Origin of the sequence: Paenibacillus caseinilyticus (assembly GCF_027533645.1) — a bacterium.
In the GTDB taxonomy this organism is placed as follows: domain Bacteria; phylum Bacillota; class Bacilli; order Paenibacillales; family NBRC-103111; genus Paenibacillus_G; species Paenibacillus_G caseinilyticus.
Genome location: NZ_JAQAGY010000014.1, coordinates 159,631 through 174,846 on the forward strand (window position 1 = coordinate 159,631; position 15,216 = coordinate 174,846).

At 52.3% G+C, this 15,216-nt stretch carries 14 protein-coding genes and 2 pseudogenes; 2 read left to right on the forward strand and 14 right to left on the reverse strand.

Annotated features, from left to right (window positions below):
* Nucleotides 1-27: 27 nt before the first annotated feature.
* The 4 genes and pseudogenes from O9H32_RS20505 to O9H32_RS20520 form a co-directional block, all read right to left on the reverse strand.
* Nucleotides 28-969, reverse strand: a pseudogene (locus O9H32_RS20505) (IS30 family transposase); the annotation flags it as partial.
* A 989-nt stretch (nucleotides 970-1,958) separates the two neighbouring features.
* The gene (locus tag O9H32_RS20510) at nucleotides 1,959-2,423 is read right to left on the reverse strand and encodes a MarR family winged helix-turn-helix transcriptional regulator (RefSeq protein ID WP_269867995.1); all 465 of its coding nucleotides are present in this window, start codon (nucleotides 2,421-2,423) and stop codon (nucleotides 1,959-1,961) included.
* A gap of 85 nt (nucleotides 2,424-2,508) precedes the next feature.
* Nucleotides 2,509-4,344, reverse strand: coding sequence for a cation:proton antiporter domain-containing protein (locus O9H32_RS20515; protein WP_269867996.1), 1,836 nt, complete (start codon nucleotides 4,342-4,344; stop codon nucleotides 2,509-2,511).
* A 186-nt stretch (nucleotides 4,345-4,530) separates the two neighbouring features.
* Nucleotides 4,531-4,827: a TIR domain-containing protein gene (locus O9H32_RS20520; protein ID WP_269867997.1), complete on the reverse strand. Its 297-nt coding sequence runs from the start codon at nucleotides 4,825-4,827 to the stop codon at nucleotides 4,531-4,533.
* A gap of 209 nt (nucleotides 4,828-5,036) precedes the next feature.
* Here O9H32_RS20520 and O9H32_RS20525 point away from each other — a divergent pair, with 209 nt between their 5' ends.
* Nucleotides 5,037-5,534 (forward strand): CBO0543 family protein, encoded by a 498-nt coding sequence (locus tag O9H32_RS20525; RefSeq protein ID WP_269867998.1) that lies wholly within the window; start codon nucleotides 5,037-5,039, stop codon nucleotides 5,532-5,534.
* Nucleotides 5,535-5,617: 83 nt separating this feature from the next.
* Here the strand turns inward: O9H32_RS20525 and thpD are convergent, their stop codons facing one another.
* The 8 genes from thpD to ehuB are packed head-to-tail and all read right to left on the reverse strand — an operon-like array spanning nucleotide 5,618 to nucleotide 11,920.
* On the reverse strand, nucleotides 5,618-6,523 hold the full coding sequence (thpD, locus tag O9H32_RS20530) for an ectoine hydroxylase (protein ID WP_406627355.1): 906 nt from the start codon (nucleotides 6,521-6,523) through the stop codon (nucleotides 5,618-5,620).
* Nucleotides 6,524-6,537: 14 nt separating this feature from the next.
* On the reverse strand, nucleotides 6,538-6,933 hold the full coding sequence (locus O9H32_RS20535) for an ectoine synthase (RefSeq protein ID WP_269868000.1): 396 nt from the start codon (nucleotides 6,931-6,933) through the stop codon (nucleotides 6,538-6,540).
* A gap of 15 nt (nucleotides 6,934-6,948) precedes the next feature.
* The gene (gene ectB / locus O9H32_RS20540) at nucleotides 6,949-8,253 is read right to left on the reverse strand and encodes a diaminobutyrate--2-oxoglutarate transaminase (RefSeq protein WP_269868001.1); all 1,305 of its coding nucleotides are present in this window, start codon (nucleotides 8,251-8,253) and stop codon (nucleotides 6,949-6,951) included.
* Nucleotides 8,250-8,816 carry a diaminobutyrate acetyltransferase gene (ectA, locus tag O9H32_RS20545; protein WP_269868002.1) on the reverse strand — a complete coding sequence of 189 codons (567 nt, stop codon included), beginning with the start codon at nucleotides 8,814-8,816 and terminating at the stop codon, nucleotides 8,250-8,252. Before ectA ends, ectB begins: the two co-directional genes overlap by 4 nt.
* Nucleotides 8,817-8,838: 22 nt before the next feature.
* Complete coding sequence (gene ehuA / locus O9H32_RS20550; protein ID WP_269868003.1) at nucleotides 8,839-9,657, reverse strand: ectoine/hydroxyectoine ABC transporter ATP-binding protein EhuA; 819 nt, start codon at nucleotides 9,655-9,657, stop codon at nucleotides 8,839-8,841.
* On the reverse strand, nucleotides 9,654-10,376 hold the full coding sequence (gene ehuD / locus O9H32_RS20555; protein WP_269868004.1) for an ectoine/hydroxyectoine ABC transporter permease subunit EhuD: 723 nt from the start codon (nucleotides 10,374-10,376) through the stop codon (nucleotides 9,654-9,656). The genes ehuA and ehuD overlap by 4 nt, the downstream gene beginning before the upstream one ends.
* A 4-nt stretch (nucleotides 10,377-10,380) precedes the next feature.
* Entirely contained in the window at nucleotides 10,381-11,034 is a 654-nt protein-coding gene (gene ehuC, locus O9H32_RS20560; RefSeq protein WP_269868005.1) for an ectoine/hydroxyectoine ABC transporter permease subunit EhuC, read from the reverse strand.
* A 1-nt stretch (nucleotide 11,035) separates the two neighbouring features.
* The gene (gene ehuB, locus O9H32_RS20565) at nucleotides 11,036-11,920 is read right to left on the reverse strand and encodes an ectoine/hydroxyectoine ABC transporter substrate-binding protein EhuB (protein ID WP_269868006.1); all 885 of its coding nucleotides are present in this window, start codon (nucleotides 11,918-11,920) and stop codon (nucleotides 11,036-11,038) included.
* Between the two features lie 478 nt (nucleotides 11,921-12,398).
* Here ehuB and O9H32_RS20570 point away from each other — a divergent pair, with 478 nt between their 5' ends.
* Complete coding sequence (locus tag O9H32_RS20570; RefSeq protein WP_269868007.1) at nucleotides 12,399-12,824, forward strand: TIR domain-containing protein; 426 nt, start codon at nucleotides 12,399-12,401, stop codon at nucleotides 12,822-12,824.
* A gap of 95 nt (nucleotides 12,825-12,919) precedes the next feature.
* Here O9H32_RS20570 and O9H32_RS20575 read toward each other — a convergent pair.
* Both O9H32_RS20575 and O9H32_RS20580 read right to left on the reverse strand, forming a co-directional pair.
* A pseudogene (locus O9H32_RS20575) lies at nucleotides 12,920-13,564 on the reverse strand (manganese catalase family protein).
* Between the two features lie 119 nt (nucleotides 13,565-13,683).
* Nucleotides 13,684-14,964 (reverse strand): DUF2254 domain-containing protein, encoded by a 1,281-nt coding sequence (locus O9H32_RS20580; protein WP_269868008.1) that lies wholly within the window; start codon nucleotides 14,962-14,964, stop codon nucleotides 13,684-13,686.
* Between the last annotated feature and the right edge of the window lie 252 nt (nucleotides 14,965-15,216).

A 15,216-nucleotide genomic window follows, 5' to 3' on the forward strand; every position in this document is an offset into this window, starting at 1 on the left:
GGGCTTATTTATAAGACGGATTGTCAAGCTAAGTGCGACCATGAATGCTTCGTGAGCAGATTTCCAGCCTAGACATTTACGGGGGCGATGATTGATAAGGCGAATAGCTTCAGCCAGCTCCTCATCCGATACATCAGCAAAGTCATAACCCTTAGGGAAGAATTCACGCAGAAGCCCATTACCATTCTCATTGGAACCTCGTTGCCAAGAGGAATAGGGATCCGCGAAATAAACCTTAATGTTGTGAATGCCCTCTAAGTTTGCATAACAGGCAAACTCTTTTCCACGATCGGTTGTCGCCGTCTGAAAGGTCCCCTGGGGGTACTGGCTGGCGACTACACCAAAGGCGACCTCCATGGAGTGCGCCGTGCGATCAGGCATCTTTACGGCCATGTACAGACGCGTTTTACGCTTGAGGAAAGTGCCCGCGCAAGCCCGGCTCTTTCCTCGGCTGGACACTACCGTATCCAGTTCCCAATGGCCAAATGTCGTGCGTTTGCGTATTTCTTTGGACCGCTGACAGATCGGAGTACCGACAAGAAACCGCCCCCGTGTTTCCATGGGTTTATGCCGTTTTCCCTTGTGCCGGAGAACCTTCACATCTGCCTTAAGTCGCCCCTCATAGAGCCATCTGTAGATCGTCTTGTAGCAGACAAAGGCTTCCCCCTCGCACCTTCGCTTTTCAGCAATCTGCTCGGGTGACCAGGTTTGCTTCAATTTCTCCTCAATTTCTTCAGCAAGTTCAGAAGTAAACTTGCCTGCAGGGACGCTGGTTGTTCTGCGCTCACGATACGCCTGCTGTGCAGACTCAGCTGCGTAGTCCTGACCACTGAAGCCCCTTTTAAGTTCACGGGCAATAGTGGCATGATGTCGCCCAAGCTGTCGGCCAATGGCACGGGTCGACCAGCCCAGCCGATACAATGTCTCTAGTTGTCCACGCTCAATTATGCTAAGATGGGAGTAGCTCATGTAGGGTTCTCCTTGTAAATGGTGTTGTGGTGACTTCCATTTTACACGAATCCATACATGGGCCTCTTTGTTTTTTCTAACTGTCGCACTTCATATTACAATCCGTCATAACCTTAAGATTTATTGCTTGTATTTATAATTAGCGTGGTACTTTTCTATAACACACATGATTCTGTTTATTTTGGGAAACGCAAGTTGGCCAATATTGGTTGGTGTGTACTTATTAAAACGTGAGTACTTCGTTAGCATAGGAAATCGTTGGTTATCTCTCCCTAATTAATCATTTTTCTTCCCCTTTCTTGATATAAAAAAAGAACCTACCAAGGTTCTGCGATATCTGAAATAAGACAAGGAGGAGCCTTGGTGACAGGCTCCTCCGGTGTTAGACAAGTATTTAATTGTTAAACATTGTGGCTGCTAACCTACTCAAATTTATATTGAACATTAAATGTTGTCAACAATATCGGTTAAGCGGCTAAGAAAAAAAGATTACATGGTTTGTCGGCCGTGAAGAAAAGAATGGTAATGGATTGCTGATATGTCATTATTAAAATGGTTTAAGTTTAGAGAATCAATTTATAAGGATGGGCATGGGCTCGTTATCGGCTTCTCTCTCCCCCTTCAGAATATTCATTTTCCGAAAGAAGAAACTCCAACAGCTGTTGCAGCTCTTTTTTTCTTGTTTTTACATTTAGACGACCGCTTGTGTTGTTCTACTTCTTATATTCCGATTCGAGCCGGCTGAGTTCCGTCATTCTTGCTCGAATATATTGAATGAGGGTGTTGATCTCCTGCAACTTTAGTTCCTCCTAGTATTGCTAGTATATTAGTATGCTAGCAGACTAATGCAGCAGGTTTCAATGCCAGCAGACCGTCATACTGCCGAAGCCCGCTTTATCCTTCGCTTTTTTTGTACCCCGGATTTAGGTATCTCTCCTTCCCCTGGTGGAATAAAAAGAACAGCAGGATCCCCACCTGCTGTTGACGCATTATTCAGTTTCGTCATCGACGTGAAGCAGATTAATTTCTTGTGTGATTTGAGTTTGCAAAGCGTAAAGCATTTGTTTCAGTGCAACGAGCTCTTCATGGGAGAGCAGCCGGCTTGCCTGCCGGTTCACCTTGTCGGGAATCGGCTGGATACGCTTGATGAGCTCCCTTCCGTGTTCGGTCAAGAAAATTTGAAAGGCACGGCGGTCATTTGGATTAACCTGCCTCCTTAACGCACCGTGCTGTTCAAGACTGTTTATGATCCGGGTAATCGTGGTCTTGTCCTTATCCGCCATATAAGATAGGTCTTTTTGCGATAGTCCATCCTTTTCCTGCAGATGCTTGAGCACGTTCCATTGTTCCGGAGTGATATCATATGGTTTCAAATGCTGGGACATCAGATACTGGAAGGTCCGGTTTACCCGATAAAAAACAATGGCCAGCTGTTCAGAAGGGTGTTTATCCATGTATGCTCCTCTGATCTATGTTTTCTTCTCCACTTAGTAGCATTATAAACCTTTCATTCTATTTTTCAACTCCGTAGGCAAAGTGCTAGGCTCTGGACACCATCTGCCTGAATTGCTCCACGCTTACACCCTCGCCGCTGACCAACAGACGGTCGCCAAAGAGGATTTCGGTATGAGCGTGGGGAATGAGGTACGATTGCCCCCGGTAGATTCGAAGAACCAGGAGATTCGGGGGCATCGGAAGGTCTTTCAGCAGCCAGCCGGAATACATCATCCTTTGGATGGTCACTTCTCCAAGAGGCTCCTGTTCGGCTATGAACTGAAGGGCGCCCGGATTCTCAATTTGCGCCCGCAGCACCATTCTTGAAGCGAACAGCGTCGAGAACACCTCGAACCCCTGGGATAAGGCTTCCTGCTGTTTATGAGGAGATTCGATCCGGACGATGATGCGTTTCCCTCCCTGGTTTCTGGCGTACATGCCCAGCCTCATGTTTACTTCATCCTGTGAGGTGGCGAACACAAGGATCTCCGAATGAAATACGCCCGCAGAGTTCAAAGCTGCCAGGTCCGCTTCCTCCTGTTCCATACCGCTGACCCGTTCTTCAGCTGTATCACCCGCCGGTATCTCCTGACTGCGGCCGCTCGCGCTGAACAAGCGGATTTCATAGATTTTGTCCCTCCTCAGGTCGGCAGCCGCAGGCAAGGTGATATGATTCATCCCGACGATCGAAACCGACGGAACAGAAACCTCAGGCTGCGGCGTCAGCCGGTTGAACAGCACCGGAAAGAGAAGGCAGCTCAGGATAGCCGATAAGATGAACGCTCCATGCATGCGCTCATCGATCATGTTCAGCTCTAAAGCCAGTGTGGCCGCGGCAATGACGAGACTCAGCTTTGAGGACAGCAGAAGCGCGGCACTCACCGTCTCCCGTGAAGTGAACCACTTCTTTAAATAAAACATAGGAATCAGCTTCGCCAGAAACATGAGCACAAGCAGCAGAGGGATTAAGATCCATATCCGGCGGTCCGACAGCAGCGGAGCAAGATCCAGCTTTACGCCGACCATCACAAAAAAGATCGGTATGAGAAAGCCGTAGCCGAACGATTCGAGTTGGTGGGTGAATGAAACGCTGGGCCTCATTAACGAGACCATAACCCCTGCCAGAAAGGCTCCCAGTGTATTCTCCACACCTAATGATTCAGAGAGAAATACAATGGCCAGCAGCAGCGCGAAGATTCCCCGGGTACCGAATTGAACGCTGCTCCCCTGCAGGTTTTTGACCCATTTGCCCGAGGCCAGCTTCCGAATGCTATAATACACTGCGAAAACGATAACAAAGAATAGACAGAGCATGAGCATGTCCACCATATTGCGGGAACGTGCGCTGACGTACACGGCCAGAAGCACCATCGTGAACAAATCCGCCAACACCGTTACGAGCAGCAGAATCTGCCCCAGCGGGGTTGACAGCATTCTCCGTTCCTTGAGCACGGGGACAACTACACCGAGCGAAATCGTGCAGATAATGAGCGTCGTCATGCCTACTTGATTCACCAATCCCGCAGCATACAGCAGGGTGGAAAGGGCACCCGAGGTGAGGAAGATGCCCGAGAACACAATCACTGCAACAACAACGGGCTGCAGTGACCCGGACGTCTTGGGAGATCGGGGTTTGAAGGAGGAAAAGTCGATCTCCAACCCGCTGAGAAACATAAGGTAAATGAACCCGAGCAGGGAGAGAATCTCCAGCCAATCGTTTTCTCCTACCAACTGCAGCCCGCTCTTCCCTATCAGAATACCTGCAGCGATTTCTGCAACAACCACCGGAAGCACTTTAAGCCTGAGCTGATACAACAGGATGGGAATCAGGAAGGAGATGAGCACGACGAGAATCAGGCTGCCAATAGAGCTGTGTTCCACCCCAGCACTCTCCTCTCAGACCGATACAGGCATTTTTAAACGTTTTCTTTGTTCGGACCCTAGGCTAACCTTCGGATGGCTTCAGTCAGGAGCTCCGCATCCCAGTCCACAACCGCATCCGCATGGCAGGCCACCACCTCGGAGGATTTCAGAACCGCGCAGCGTTTCAACGCAATAACAGGCCTCCTAAACTCCCCTTTGGTTAGATATAATTTCCGTGGCGATCCACTTGCTATACATCGGATGGGAATATAATCCGCTTAACAAGATAACGGTATCACACAATCCGACCTTCTGCCTAACGGCCCGGTACAGTTCCTTATTGCTTCCATTGGCATCCTGCTCCGGTTGACTAAATATAAACGGTGTGAATGAGATGCTTTTATGTTCCGCGAGCAGGTACAGCACTTCTTGGTAGGCCTGTTTATAGTTCCAACCGACGCTGAAATATAGGTTGTAGTGCTTCTTCCGCTCCTCACCCATGTTGGAAGCCTCCCTTTCGACTGTCCGCACATCAATTGTTGTCACGCTTACTAATTATCTTAACTCAAGCTTTCTCCCGGTTTCAACTTCCAATTGCTGTTGTCTCCTCACTCCGACAGGATGTATATTTGCTTTTAACAAGGGTATACGCAGCACTTTATGGGAAAGATGGAAATGGATCCTGTAAAACGCCGGAGGACATTAAATTTATGGTGCTGCTATCCAACTTCTCTCTTCTCCTGATCGTCATGATATCCCGTTCTTACCGCCGCTGGCGCGAATATTACCCGACAATGCTATTTGTTCCGCTTGTGAATGCTTTATATAATCTAATCTTTGCCAATAACCGACCATGGGAATTCCAATCTGAGTTCCCGCTTAGTCACAGGGCGGTGGATTTTGTGAATACGGTCGTTTTACAGCCATGCACCGTTCTGCTATTTCTCGTTTACTTCCCCCGCCAGCCCATGAAACGGCTGCTTTATTACCTGGGCTGGGTTATATTTTTCAGTTTGTTGGAATTAATATGGCATAAGCAGGATCTCATCGCCTATCAATATGGCTGGAGCATACTTTGGTCTGTATTGTTTTACTTCGCGATGTTTCTGGCCATCCCGCTGCATCATAACAAAACCTTGGCGGGGCTGCTGTTTTCTTTAGCATTTGCTTTGTGCCTTATGGCCATCTTCAGAATACCAGTATTCTAAAATAAAAAAGAGGCCTGAAATCAGACCTCCAAAAATTAGTTGCCTAGCATACTATATATGCCTTCTTATTGTTTATTCCGCCACTAAAGACGTGCTGCGATATAGCCCGGCCTTGGAGCCTGACCGGAGAAGGGCTCGACGAGCCGGTTCTCCTCGCTGTTATAGACTAGGAATACATTGCTTCGGGGATAGGGCGAAATATTGCTGGCCGACCCGTGCATCGTATTGCAGTCGAACAGGATAATGGACCCCGCTTTGCCCATCATCGTCTCAATTCCTCCTTCACGGACCATCGCCGTCAGGCTGTCCTGATCGGGGACGCCGTATTCCTGTTTGCGAAGCGAATTCTTATAGTGTCCCTCAGGCGTACGACCGACGCAGGAGACGAACTGCTTATGGGAGCCCGGTACGACCATAAGAGGTCCGTTGAAGGCATAGTTGTCTTCAAGCGCAATCGAGCAGCTGAGCGCCCTCATTCGGGGCATTCCATCCTCCACATGCCACGTCTCGAAGTCCGAATGCCAATAGAATTCTTTCCCGGTAAAGCCCGGCTTGAAGTTAATCCGGGATTGATGGATATAGACCCGGCTGCCGAGCAGGTATTCCATGATGCCTGTCAGTCGGGGATGAAGGGATAAGCTCTGAAAGACGGGACTGCTGTCATGAACGGCAAAGATGGAACGAATCTCGTCGCTGTTCGGTTCCCGGATGATCTCATCCCTTCGCACCTCTCTCCCTTCCGTCCATAGCCGCTCCAGCTCTTTCTTGTAAGCGGCCACTTCGCTTTCGGAGAAGAACCCTTGAAGCAGCAGATATCCGTTCTGCTCATAGAATTCCGACTGCTGCTTGCTGAGCGGGGCTTCGGGAGTCCAAGGGGTATAGACCACGGGATCCACGCGATCCTTCATCGAAGGAGGGTCTTGAATCCGTGAAGGATAGTGATCCTGGGATGTCCCTTGGCTTGTTTGCGCAGTAGAGGTTTTTGGCATGAATCGTCAGCTCCTTATCGCGTTAGAGTTGGTTGTGCTGCAGGATAGGTTCCTTCTTCATCATGAATCTCCAGCCCTACCAGCGGGGGATTGAATACGCAGATCAACCGCAGCTCCGTTCGGGCCCGAAGCAGATGCTTCTCGTGGCCGTTCAAGGCGTACAGCATTCCAGGGCGGATCGCATAGGTCTGTCCCCCTAGGACTTCAATCTCGCCTTCTCCCTCGATGCAGTAGACCGCTTCGACATGATGCTTGTACCAGATCAACGTCTCCGTGCCTGCTTTGATCAGCGTATCGTGCATCGAGAAGCCCATGCCATCCTTCTGCAGCAGCAGTCTGCGCGAGGTCCAGGTAGGCGCATCCACTTCATCCGGCGAACCAAGTAATTCCTTCAAGTGCTTCACAATCATTTTCATTCCTCCTTGTTATTTAAGCTGCAGCCTCTCAGCTTGAACTTTGCTCAGCTCCTCCATGCCCGTTTCGAGAATCTGCAGTCCTTCCGCGAGCTCCTTCATCCCGATCGTCAGCGGGGGCATCAGCTTGGCCACTTCGCTGCGGGGACCGGACGTCTCCATGATCAGCCCATGCTTGAAGACAATTCCGCACAGGGCCTCAGCCAAGCCCTCCTCGGCAAAGGCGAGCCCTTGGATCAAGCCCTTCCCCCGGATGTGTACCTGAAGCTGCGGGAAACGTGCCTTGATCCGTTCGAGGGCGGAGCGGATCTCCGCTTCTTTCTCCCTGATTTCATCTTCGAACGTCCCGCTGCGCCAGTACTCGAGCGCCTCGGCGGCTGCGACGAAGGCCAGATTGTTGCCCCGGAATGTCCCGTTGTGCTCCCCGGGCATCCATGCGTCATATTCGGGTTTGATCAAGGTCAGGGCCATCGGCAGCCCGTAGCCTCCAATCGATTTGGACAGGCAGACCACATCCGGCTCGATCCCCGCTTCCTCGAAGCTGAAGAAGGTTCCCGTTCGGCCGCAGCCCATCTGAATGTCGTCAATGATCAGCAGAATCCCGTGCAGGTCGCACAGCTTCGCCATGCGCCGGATCCAGGCGGTTCCGGCCGCATTCAATCCGCCTTCCCCCTGAACCGTCTCGAGAATCACGGCTGCCGGCAGCGAGACACCGCTGCCCGGATCCTGCAGCAGCTTGGCCAGATAGTCCACCGTGTCCAGCTGGGACCCGAAGTAACCGTCATACGGCATGAATACCGTACCGCCGAGCTCGACACCGGCTCCTTCCCTCTTGAATTTGTTCCCAGTAAGGGCAAGTGACCCGAGCGTCATGCCGTGGAACGCGTTCGTGAAGCAGACAACCGACTTGCGGCCGGTTACTTTACGCGCGATCTTAAGTGCACTCTCCACCGCGTTGGTCCCTGTCGGGCCGGGGAACATGATCTTATAGCTGAGACCCCGGGGCTTAAGGATAATTTCGTGAAATTTCTGCAGGAACGTTTCCTTGGCTTCCGTGGCCATATCTAGGGAATGGGTGACGCCGTCTCTCAGCAGATACGAGATCAGCTTGGCGCGGATCCGCTCGTTGTTATGACCGTAATTCAATGCGCCCGCCCCCGCAAAAAAATCAATATATTCCCGGCCGCTGCGGTCATACAGCAGCGCGTTCTTCGCGGTTGTGAACACGGTGGTAAAGCTGCGGCAGTAGCTGCGGACTTCCGACTCGAGTGTATCGAACACATGCAGGGCCGGTCTTTCCATCGTCTCGGTTTTCAATGTGAACTCCCCCTTGTGGTTTGGATCAGATCGCGCTTCTCATCATGCTCCCGCTCACTCTGCTTGGGCAGCGGGCCGAAGCGGATGAGCAGCTCCTCTTCGTGTGCTTTGTCTGCCGGGAACATGGATGCCGGATAGCCGGCGGACAGCCGGCATTCGGTCCCGTATTCGTGGGCTGTACGCAGGAACAATCCGCGTGAAGCCAGATTGGATGGCCCGACGGTGGCTTCCACATAGCGGATCTCCCGGCAGGCTGCCCCGGACAGCAGCGTCTTCAGCAGCTTCCGGCCCAGCCCCCTTCTCCTCCGGGAAGGCGCCACGGCAATCTGCCATACGAACAGGGTATCGGGCCGGTCAGGGCACCGGAAGGCGGAGATGAATCCGCATATTCCTTTGTCATCCTCTGCTACCAGGCAGGTGCTGCGGAAATGATCCGACAGCAGCAGATAACAGTAGGCCGAGTTGAGATCCAGTGTGCCGGCATCCCGGATCAGCTTCCAGACGGCGGCGCCGTCCTCCCTCACCGGCATGCGAAGGCGAATGGTTACGGTATGGTGATTCACACAGTTTCCCCCTTGCTGTAGATTACATGGAGCGAAAACGCCGAAGGAACGACTGCAGGCGCTCGGTTTGAGGATCGCCGAAGATCGATTGGGGCGGCCCCTGTTCGACAACGCTTCCATCGGCGCAGAACAGGACGCGGTCCGCAACATCACGGGCAAAGTCCATCTCGTGGGTGATCAGCATCATGGCCATGTCGCCCTCGGAGGCTATTTCCCTAATGACCTCAAGCACCTCCCCGACCAGCTCTGGATCGAGCGCAGAGGTCACTTCATCGAACACCATGACCTTGGGCTTCATCACCAAGGCTCTGGCAATGGCCACCCGCTGTTTTTGACCGCCCGAGAGGCGTGAGGGGTAAGCATCCAGCTTATCGGCCAGACCCACCTTGCCCAGCATGGTTACTGCCAGAGCCTCAGCTTCGGCGTGAGGCATGCGGAGCACCCGGCGCGGGGCCTCCATCACATTGCCGAGAACGGTCATGTGAGGAAACAGGTTAAAGTGCTGGAAGACCATGCCGATCTTGCTCCGCAGCCGGTGCAGGTGCTTGGCTGTGGGAGGAACCGGGCGGCCGCTCACCATGCGGTGCCACAAACCCTCCCCATCGACCTCGATGGTCCCGCTCGTCGGTTTCTCCAGCGTCATCAGCATGCGGCCGAGCGTGGTCTTTCCCGAACCGCTCGGTCCGATCAGGGCCAGCTTTTCTCCCGGGGCCATCTCCAGGTCGATATCCGACAGCACCTGAAGCTCCCCGTAACTTTTGCAGATCTTGGAATACTTCACCATCGGATTCTCCGCATGGGAGACCTCCTCCGATTGGTTTGTAACCGTATGCAAACTCATAGGCTTTCCTCCTTCCGTTGCCATGCCTGCCTCATAACACGCAGGCTGAAACGTGCGGGAGCTGCCTGCTGCATCTTCATCCGTCTCTCCAACCGCTGTACCAGCAGGGATGCCGGGTAAGAGATCAGAAGGAAGAGGAGGCCGACCAGGGTATAGGGCTCGAAGACCCGGTACGATTCCGATACGATGTTTTTGGCTGTTTTGAGCAGCTCAACCAGGGTAATGGCCGAGAGGACAGGCGTTTCCTTGAACATCACGATAAGATAATTGCCCATCACCGGAACGACCGGAGGAAGCGCCTGGGGAAGAATGATGCGTGTCCAAATGGAGAATCGCGAAAAGTTCAGTGCGGTTCCGGCCTCCCACTGTCCCCGGGGCACCGCTTCGATCCCGGACCGGTATACCTCAGAGAGATAAGTGCCATAGTGGATCCCAAGCCCCATGATCCCTACCGTTATGGCGGAGAAGCTGATCGAAGTGAGACCCGGCAGCGAGTAATACAGGAAGAACACCTGTACAAGCAGCGGCGTGCTTCGTATGAATTCCATCGCGAACCGGGCCGGCAAGGAGACCCACCGCCATGGAGAGCGGACCAGCATTACAAGCACCAGACCAGCAAAGCAGGCGACGATGAAGCCCCCGAAGGTCGCCAGAATGGTGATGCGCAGAGCCTTCAGCAGTTCCGGCAGTATACTTACGGCATAATTCCAATCCCACATCTTCTTATCCCCTCCCTGCCGCCATCCGGCTCTCCAGCCTGCGGACCCCGTAGGATACAACAGACGCCATGGCAAAATAAAGCAGGAGCAGCATGAATAAGATCTGCGGGGTCCAGGCCATGTAATTGTTGCGCAGTACCATTGCCTGATAGGTCAAGTCGGTCAGCGTAATGAAGTAGACCAGTGAGGTGGCTTTGATCAGCTCAATCAATAGATTACTCATAGACGGCAGCATCTGCAGTACCGCTTGGGGCAAGATAATTCGGGTCCAGCGGTGCCGAATACTCATATTGAGGGCGATGGCGGCCTCCCATTGTCCACGGGGCACCGCCTGGACCGAACTGCGGACGATCTCTGAGCCGTAGGCACCGTAATTCAAGCCCACCGCGAGAACCGCAGCCGCCAGTTTGGGCAGTTCTATGCCGACGAAAGGCAGCGCATAGTAGAGCCAGAACAATTGAATCAGCAGGGAGCTTCCCCGGAAAAATTCTACATACACGGCGGTAAATCCCCGGATGACCCTCGGCCGGGCTATTCTGCCCAATCCCGCCGCAAAGCTCATAAGCAGCGCAAGCAGTGCGGCATAAAATGCAACTTCGACTGTTACGAAAGCCCCCTCAAACAGCAGGGGCAGAAACTCTGTCCACTGCAAGGTCATCTCACCCTTTGCACAGGGCGGCTGACGTGGCGTCACCCGGCAGTTCGTCTGCCGTAAACCCGAATTTTTGGAGGATTTTCAGCAGTTCACCGGAATCCTTTAATTTCTTAAGCTCCGCATTAAAGGCTTCCTGGAACGCCTTGTCTCCCTGACGGAATGCTGTCGCCCCATAGCCCCGTACACTTTTGCCGTCGATCACGGGCTGTTTGAACTCTTTGACCCGCTCGAGCTTGTCGTCTTTTGCTGACTCCAGCATGGACTGCATCGCGGGTCCCGTCATAGCCGCCGCTTCAGCCCGGCCGGCCTGAAGCGCACTGAGTGCTCCTGCCTGGTCTGGGACCATCAGCATCCGGTCCTTGGACACGCCGGATTTCTCCAGATAGCCGATCTCTACGGCTCCGGTCATCACGGCCACCTTGGCCTTCGCGTTCTTAGCCAAGTCTTCATAGCTGTGAAGCTTCAGCGGATTCCCCTTCTTTACAGCCAAGGCCTCGCCAATGCTGTATTCCGGATCAGCAAACAATACGGCCGAGCAGCGCTGAGGATTGATGAACATCCCTGCAGTAATCAGATCGAACCGCTTGGCCTGAAGTCCGCCCACCAGGGAGCCGAACTCCGTCAGTTCCCCCTTCATTTCGTTGATTCCCAGATTCTTGAGCACGGTTCGGGCTATTTCTACCGCTTCTCCCGTCAGTTCTCCGTCGGCTGTTTTGTAGGCATACGGTTTTTCGTTGGCAAACCCTACAGTGACGTAACCCTGCTGTTTGGCCTGGGCCAGCGTGCTTCCTCCGGATCCCGGATTCGAAGCAGCGCCTCCCTCCCCCCCAGCTTCCCGTATCCCGCTGCAGCCGGCAGCGGATGAGAGCAGCGCTAGAAACAGAAGCAATCGCGATCCCCTTCTCAAGTGACCCCCACATCCTTTCGGTCGATGATTGGTTCGTACGAACAGTTATTAGCCTAACATTCCCTTCAGATGATCGTCATTTCCGATATCGGCGGATATTTCCAGTGATTCCCTTCTCCAGAGGGATGAAGGGGGCTCACACGGGAGATGCTCCTTTTTCCTCCCGAATCGTGGCTCATCCTTGCCAAGCTAGCGGTTTACCAGACGTTGAAGCTTGTGGTATTGAACGGAACCGACGTTTCATATTTATATCTAGATTGGTACCGCTTAACAAAAGGAATTGTTTAGAATTTGTAATTCCCCTTTACATTCGGCCTCGGTTGTTTTATGATACTAACAGGAATTAGTATGCTAGCATCTTAATTCGCAACTACATAAGCACTACCTGGAGGAGCCTGTCACCATTGGCTTCTTTTTGTCTTTTTCTCATATACAGGCTCGAACAGGGGGATTTATAAGCGTGTCGGCTACCAAATTGCACCGCAGACCATACAGACTGTACCTCAGCCATTCTTGGAGTTATCAAGAAATGGACCAAGAGCTCATTCGGCTGCTGAAGCAGCGAGGAGGCTTTCCGTTTCAGATCATTTCATTGGAACCGCAGCTTGCCGAAGACTTGGCTGATGAAAGAGAGCTATATGAGACGATTCGTGCCAAGATGAAACACTGCGATTGCGTCCTCGTCATGTGCGGGATATATGCTGCATATTCCCGTTGGATCAACAAGGAGCTAATTGTTGCAAAAAGCGAGCTGCACAAACCCGTATTGGGCATTCAGCCATTTGATGCGAAGCGAACTTCCTTGATCGTCAAGCAGCATGCGGATGCGCTTCTGCCGCTCGAAGCGGATGCCATTGTCTCGAAGCTAAGAAGCTTAACGGAGTGACGACGAAACATACGAAAAGGAGCCAGTGGAATTCACAGGCTCCGGGAAAACGGAGGAAGACTTTGCTTATTGAAATGTGCAATGTCTTATCCGGCCTATCCTCGATTTATCACTTGAGGAGGCTGTCCAGGGGTAGAGTGTACCGCCGGGGAAGCAGGATTCAGCACGGGTCTTCCGCCCGCGGCACGGGGACTGCTTACGTACTCGATCTCACCCGTACCGTCCGGCGTCGGCCCCTGCGCCCAGCGTCCGCCCTTGCTCTCTTCGCCTTCCCAGAAATTTATGAACTGCTTGGACACTTCCTGAACCTCAAGCTCTCTCGGGAACGAAGCCGGCACAATCTTCCCTTCCATCTCCCCAGTTCTGCGATCGCGGCGAGCCATTGGTTCTGATGGAAGGTATCCTGTGCAATCAGGAAGGAGAGCATGTCCCTTACGCCGGGATCAGGCATTTGTTCGTACAGCCGTACGTCCTGCAGACGCCCTTGAGATTCAGCGTTGAGATTCGCCCGGAAGTCTGCGAGCAGATTGGAGATAATATCTGGAGTTCCATGGGTATATTGCACTGTCTGTCGGGGTTGCACCCAAACCCGATACGATGACATGCTGGGGTTCATGCCTCACATAGCCGCAGCAATCACCGAATTGTCCACCAAGAACATCCTAAAGATTCTTGGCATACAAGGGATCCGGCTTCTCCGGACTGGCCCTGTACTGCAGTTCCTTCATGTGAAAAAACATCGTGAGGCCACCTCTCTTATTCCGAATTGTGGACTGCTTGGCACAAAGCTCCATCCACATCATCGTTTTTTGAAGTCATTCCTGCCATTATGCCAGTCTCCTTACTAGACATTAAACTGTTAAGATCCAGGAATTATCCCGCAGGCCTCGGAGAGCTGTCTTTTCTTTTGTTCCAGGTAAGATTGGTCCAATGATTGGAGCACACCCGGATTGATACCTTGGATAACATTGTCGCCGAATTCCTGCGCGGTCTTTTTTATCCTCGGATCCCCGTTTAGAGCAATACGAGTAAGGGCATCCAATAAAGCTGCTGAGACCGAGATGTCCTTGGCTCCGTAATGCCTGATCTGATAAAAGCACTTGTACAGCAGATCTGCATACGGAAGGAAGGGAATCTCGAGGCGTAGGGTGCCGGTTGAATCAGAAAATGTCCAAGAGGAACAATCTGTTGATGCCATTCGGGTGAGTATCACTCCAAGCTCGCGGATGCAGTAGATGGCTGTGTTGGGATCGTTAATGCCAGGAGAAATGGCCCTCAGCGCCATCTCTGCGATATTCTCTAGTACATATTCCAGATCATGCGTGTTGGTCCGATCCTTCCCGATCGATATCATTCTGTCAAGATTGTCGCTGTTTATCCCCGTATGCGGTGTCCCGAAAATCTCGAGCAGCGGAGCGCCCTGCTCCACATAGGCGCCGATCCTTGGCCCCATTCGAATACGCCAGCCATTTCGCTCTGCGAGATTGACAACGCTTTGGATGTCAACCGAGCGGATATATCCCTCATTCTTCGCGAGAACAACCGCCAGCCGGCTTTGGGATTTGTCCGAAGCCTTGGCATTCCTGGGAGCATCTGCAGGCTGCAGAAACTGGAGCAGGTTCAATGCATGGGCCCCAATCTCGGCAATCAGACGATTCACTTGAATGAGCATCGAGATCCGGTGGATGAAGTAGATGAAGAACAGCAAACAGCATACAGCCAGCAGCACTCCTACGGAAGCGTCCGGAACCATGGTATCCGTTGAGGTGCGCTTCAAGAAGAGCATAGATGTAATCGAATACACGAAGCCGGCAAAAAAGACTCCCTGGGCATGCTGCATGGCTTTGCTTCGGATAAAGTTTGGCAGCGTTCTCGGCGAATACTGCGAGGTATACGTTGACAAGACAACCATCATGACGGAGAACGTGATGGTGGTCATGGTTAGCAGAGACGTGGCTATAGACGACATGACATCTTTGGCCAAGCCCGCTCGTGTCAGGAATATTTCAGGCAGAACTTCATATAACGGGCCGGACCGATCCACAATATCGACCAGCAGAGCTAATGCGGCGGCAGAGATAATATAGAGGATCGGCAGGATCCAATATTTGTGGCCTTGGGCCAAAAATGTCCCTTTCATCCGTTCTTTCCCCCTCTCGTTACGGATGAACCAAGTATTTCCTAACCCGGTCAGGATTATTATGTTCATATTACTAATGAATACCACCCGGTTCTTTTAAGGAGCTATAACCAGTCTGCTGACCAGTGAGTTGGATTTAAGATCGACGTAAAAGAAAGCACCTAAATGAGATCGAGAAATCTACAAAGATAAGGCCTCTGCTTGAATGCCAAGGCCTAGTTAAACAGAATTGATAAGCACTTGTATGGTCGC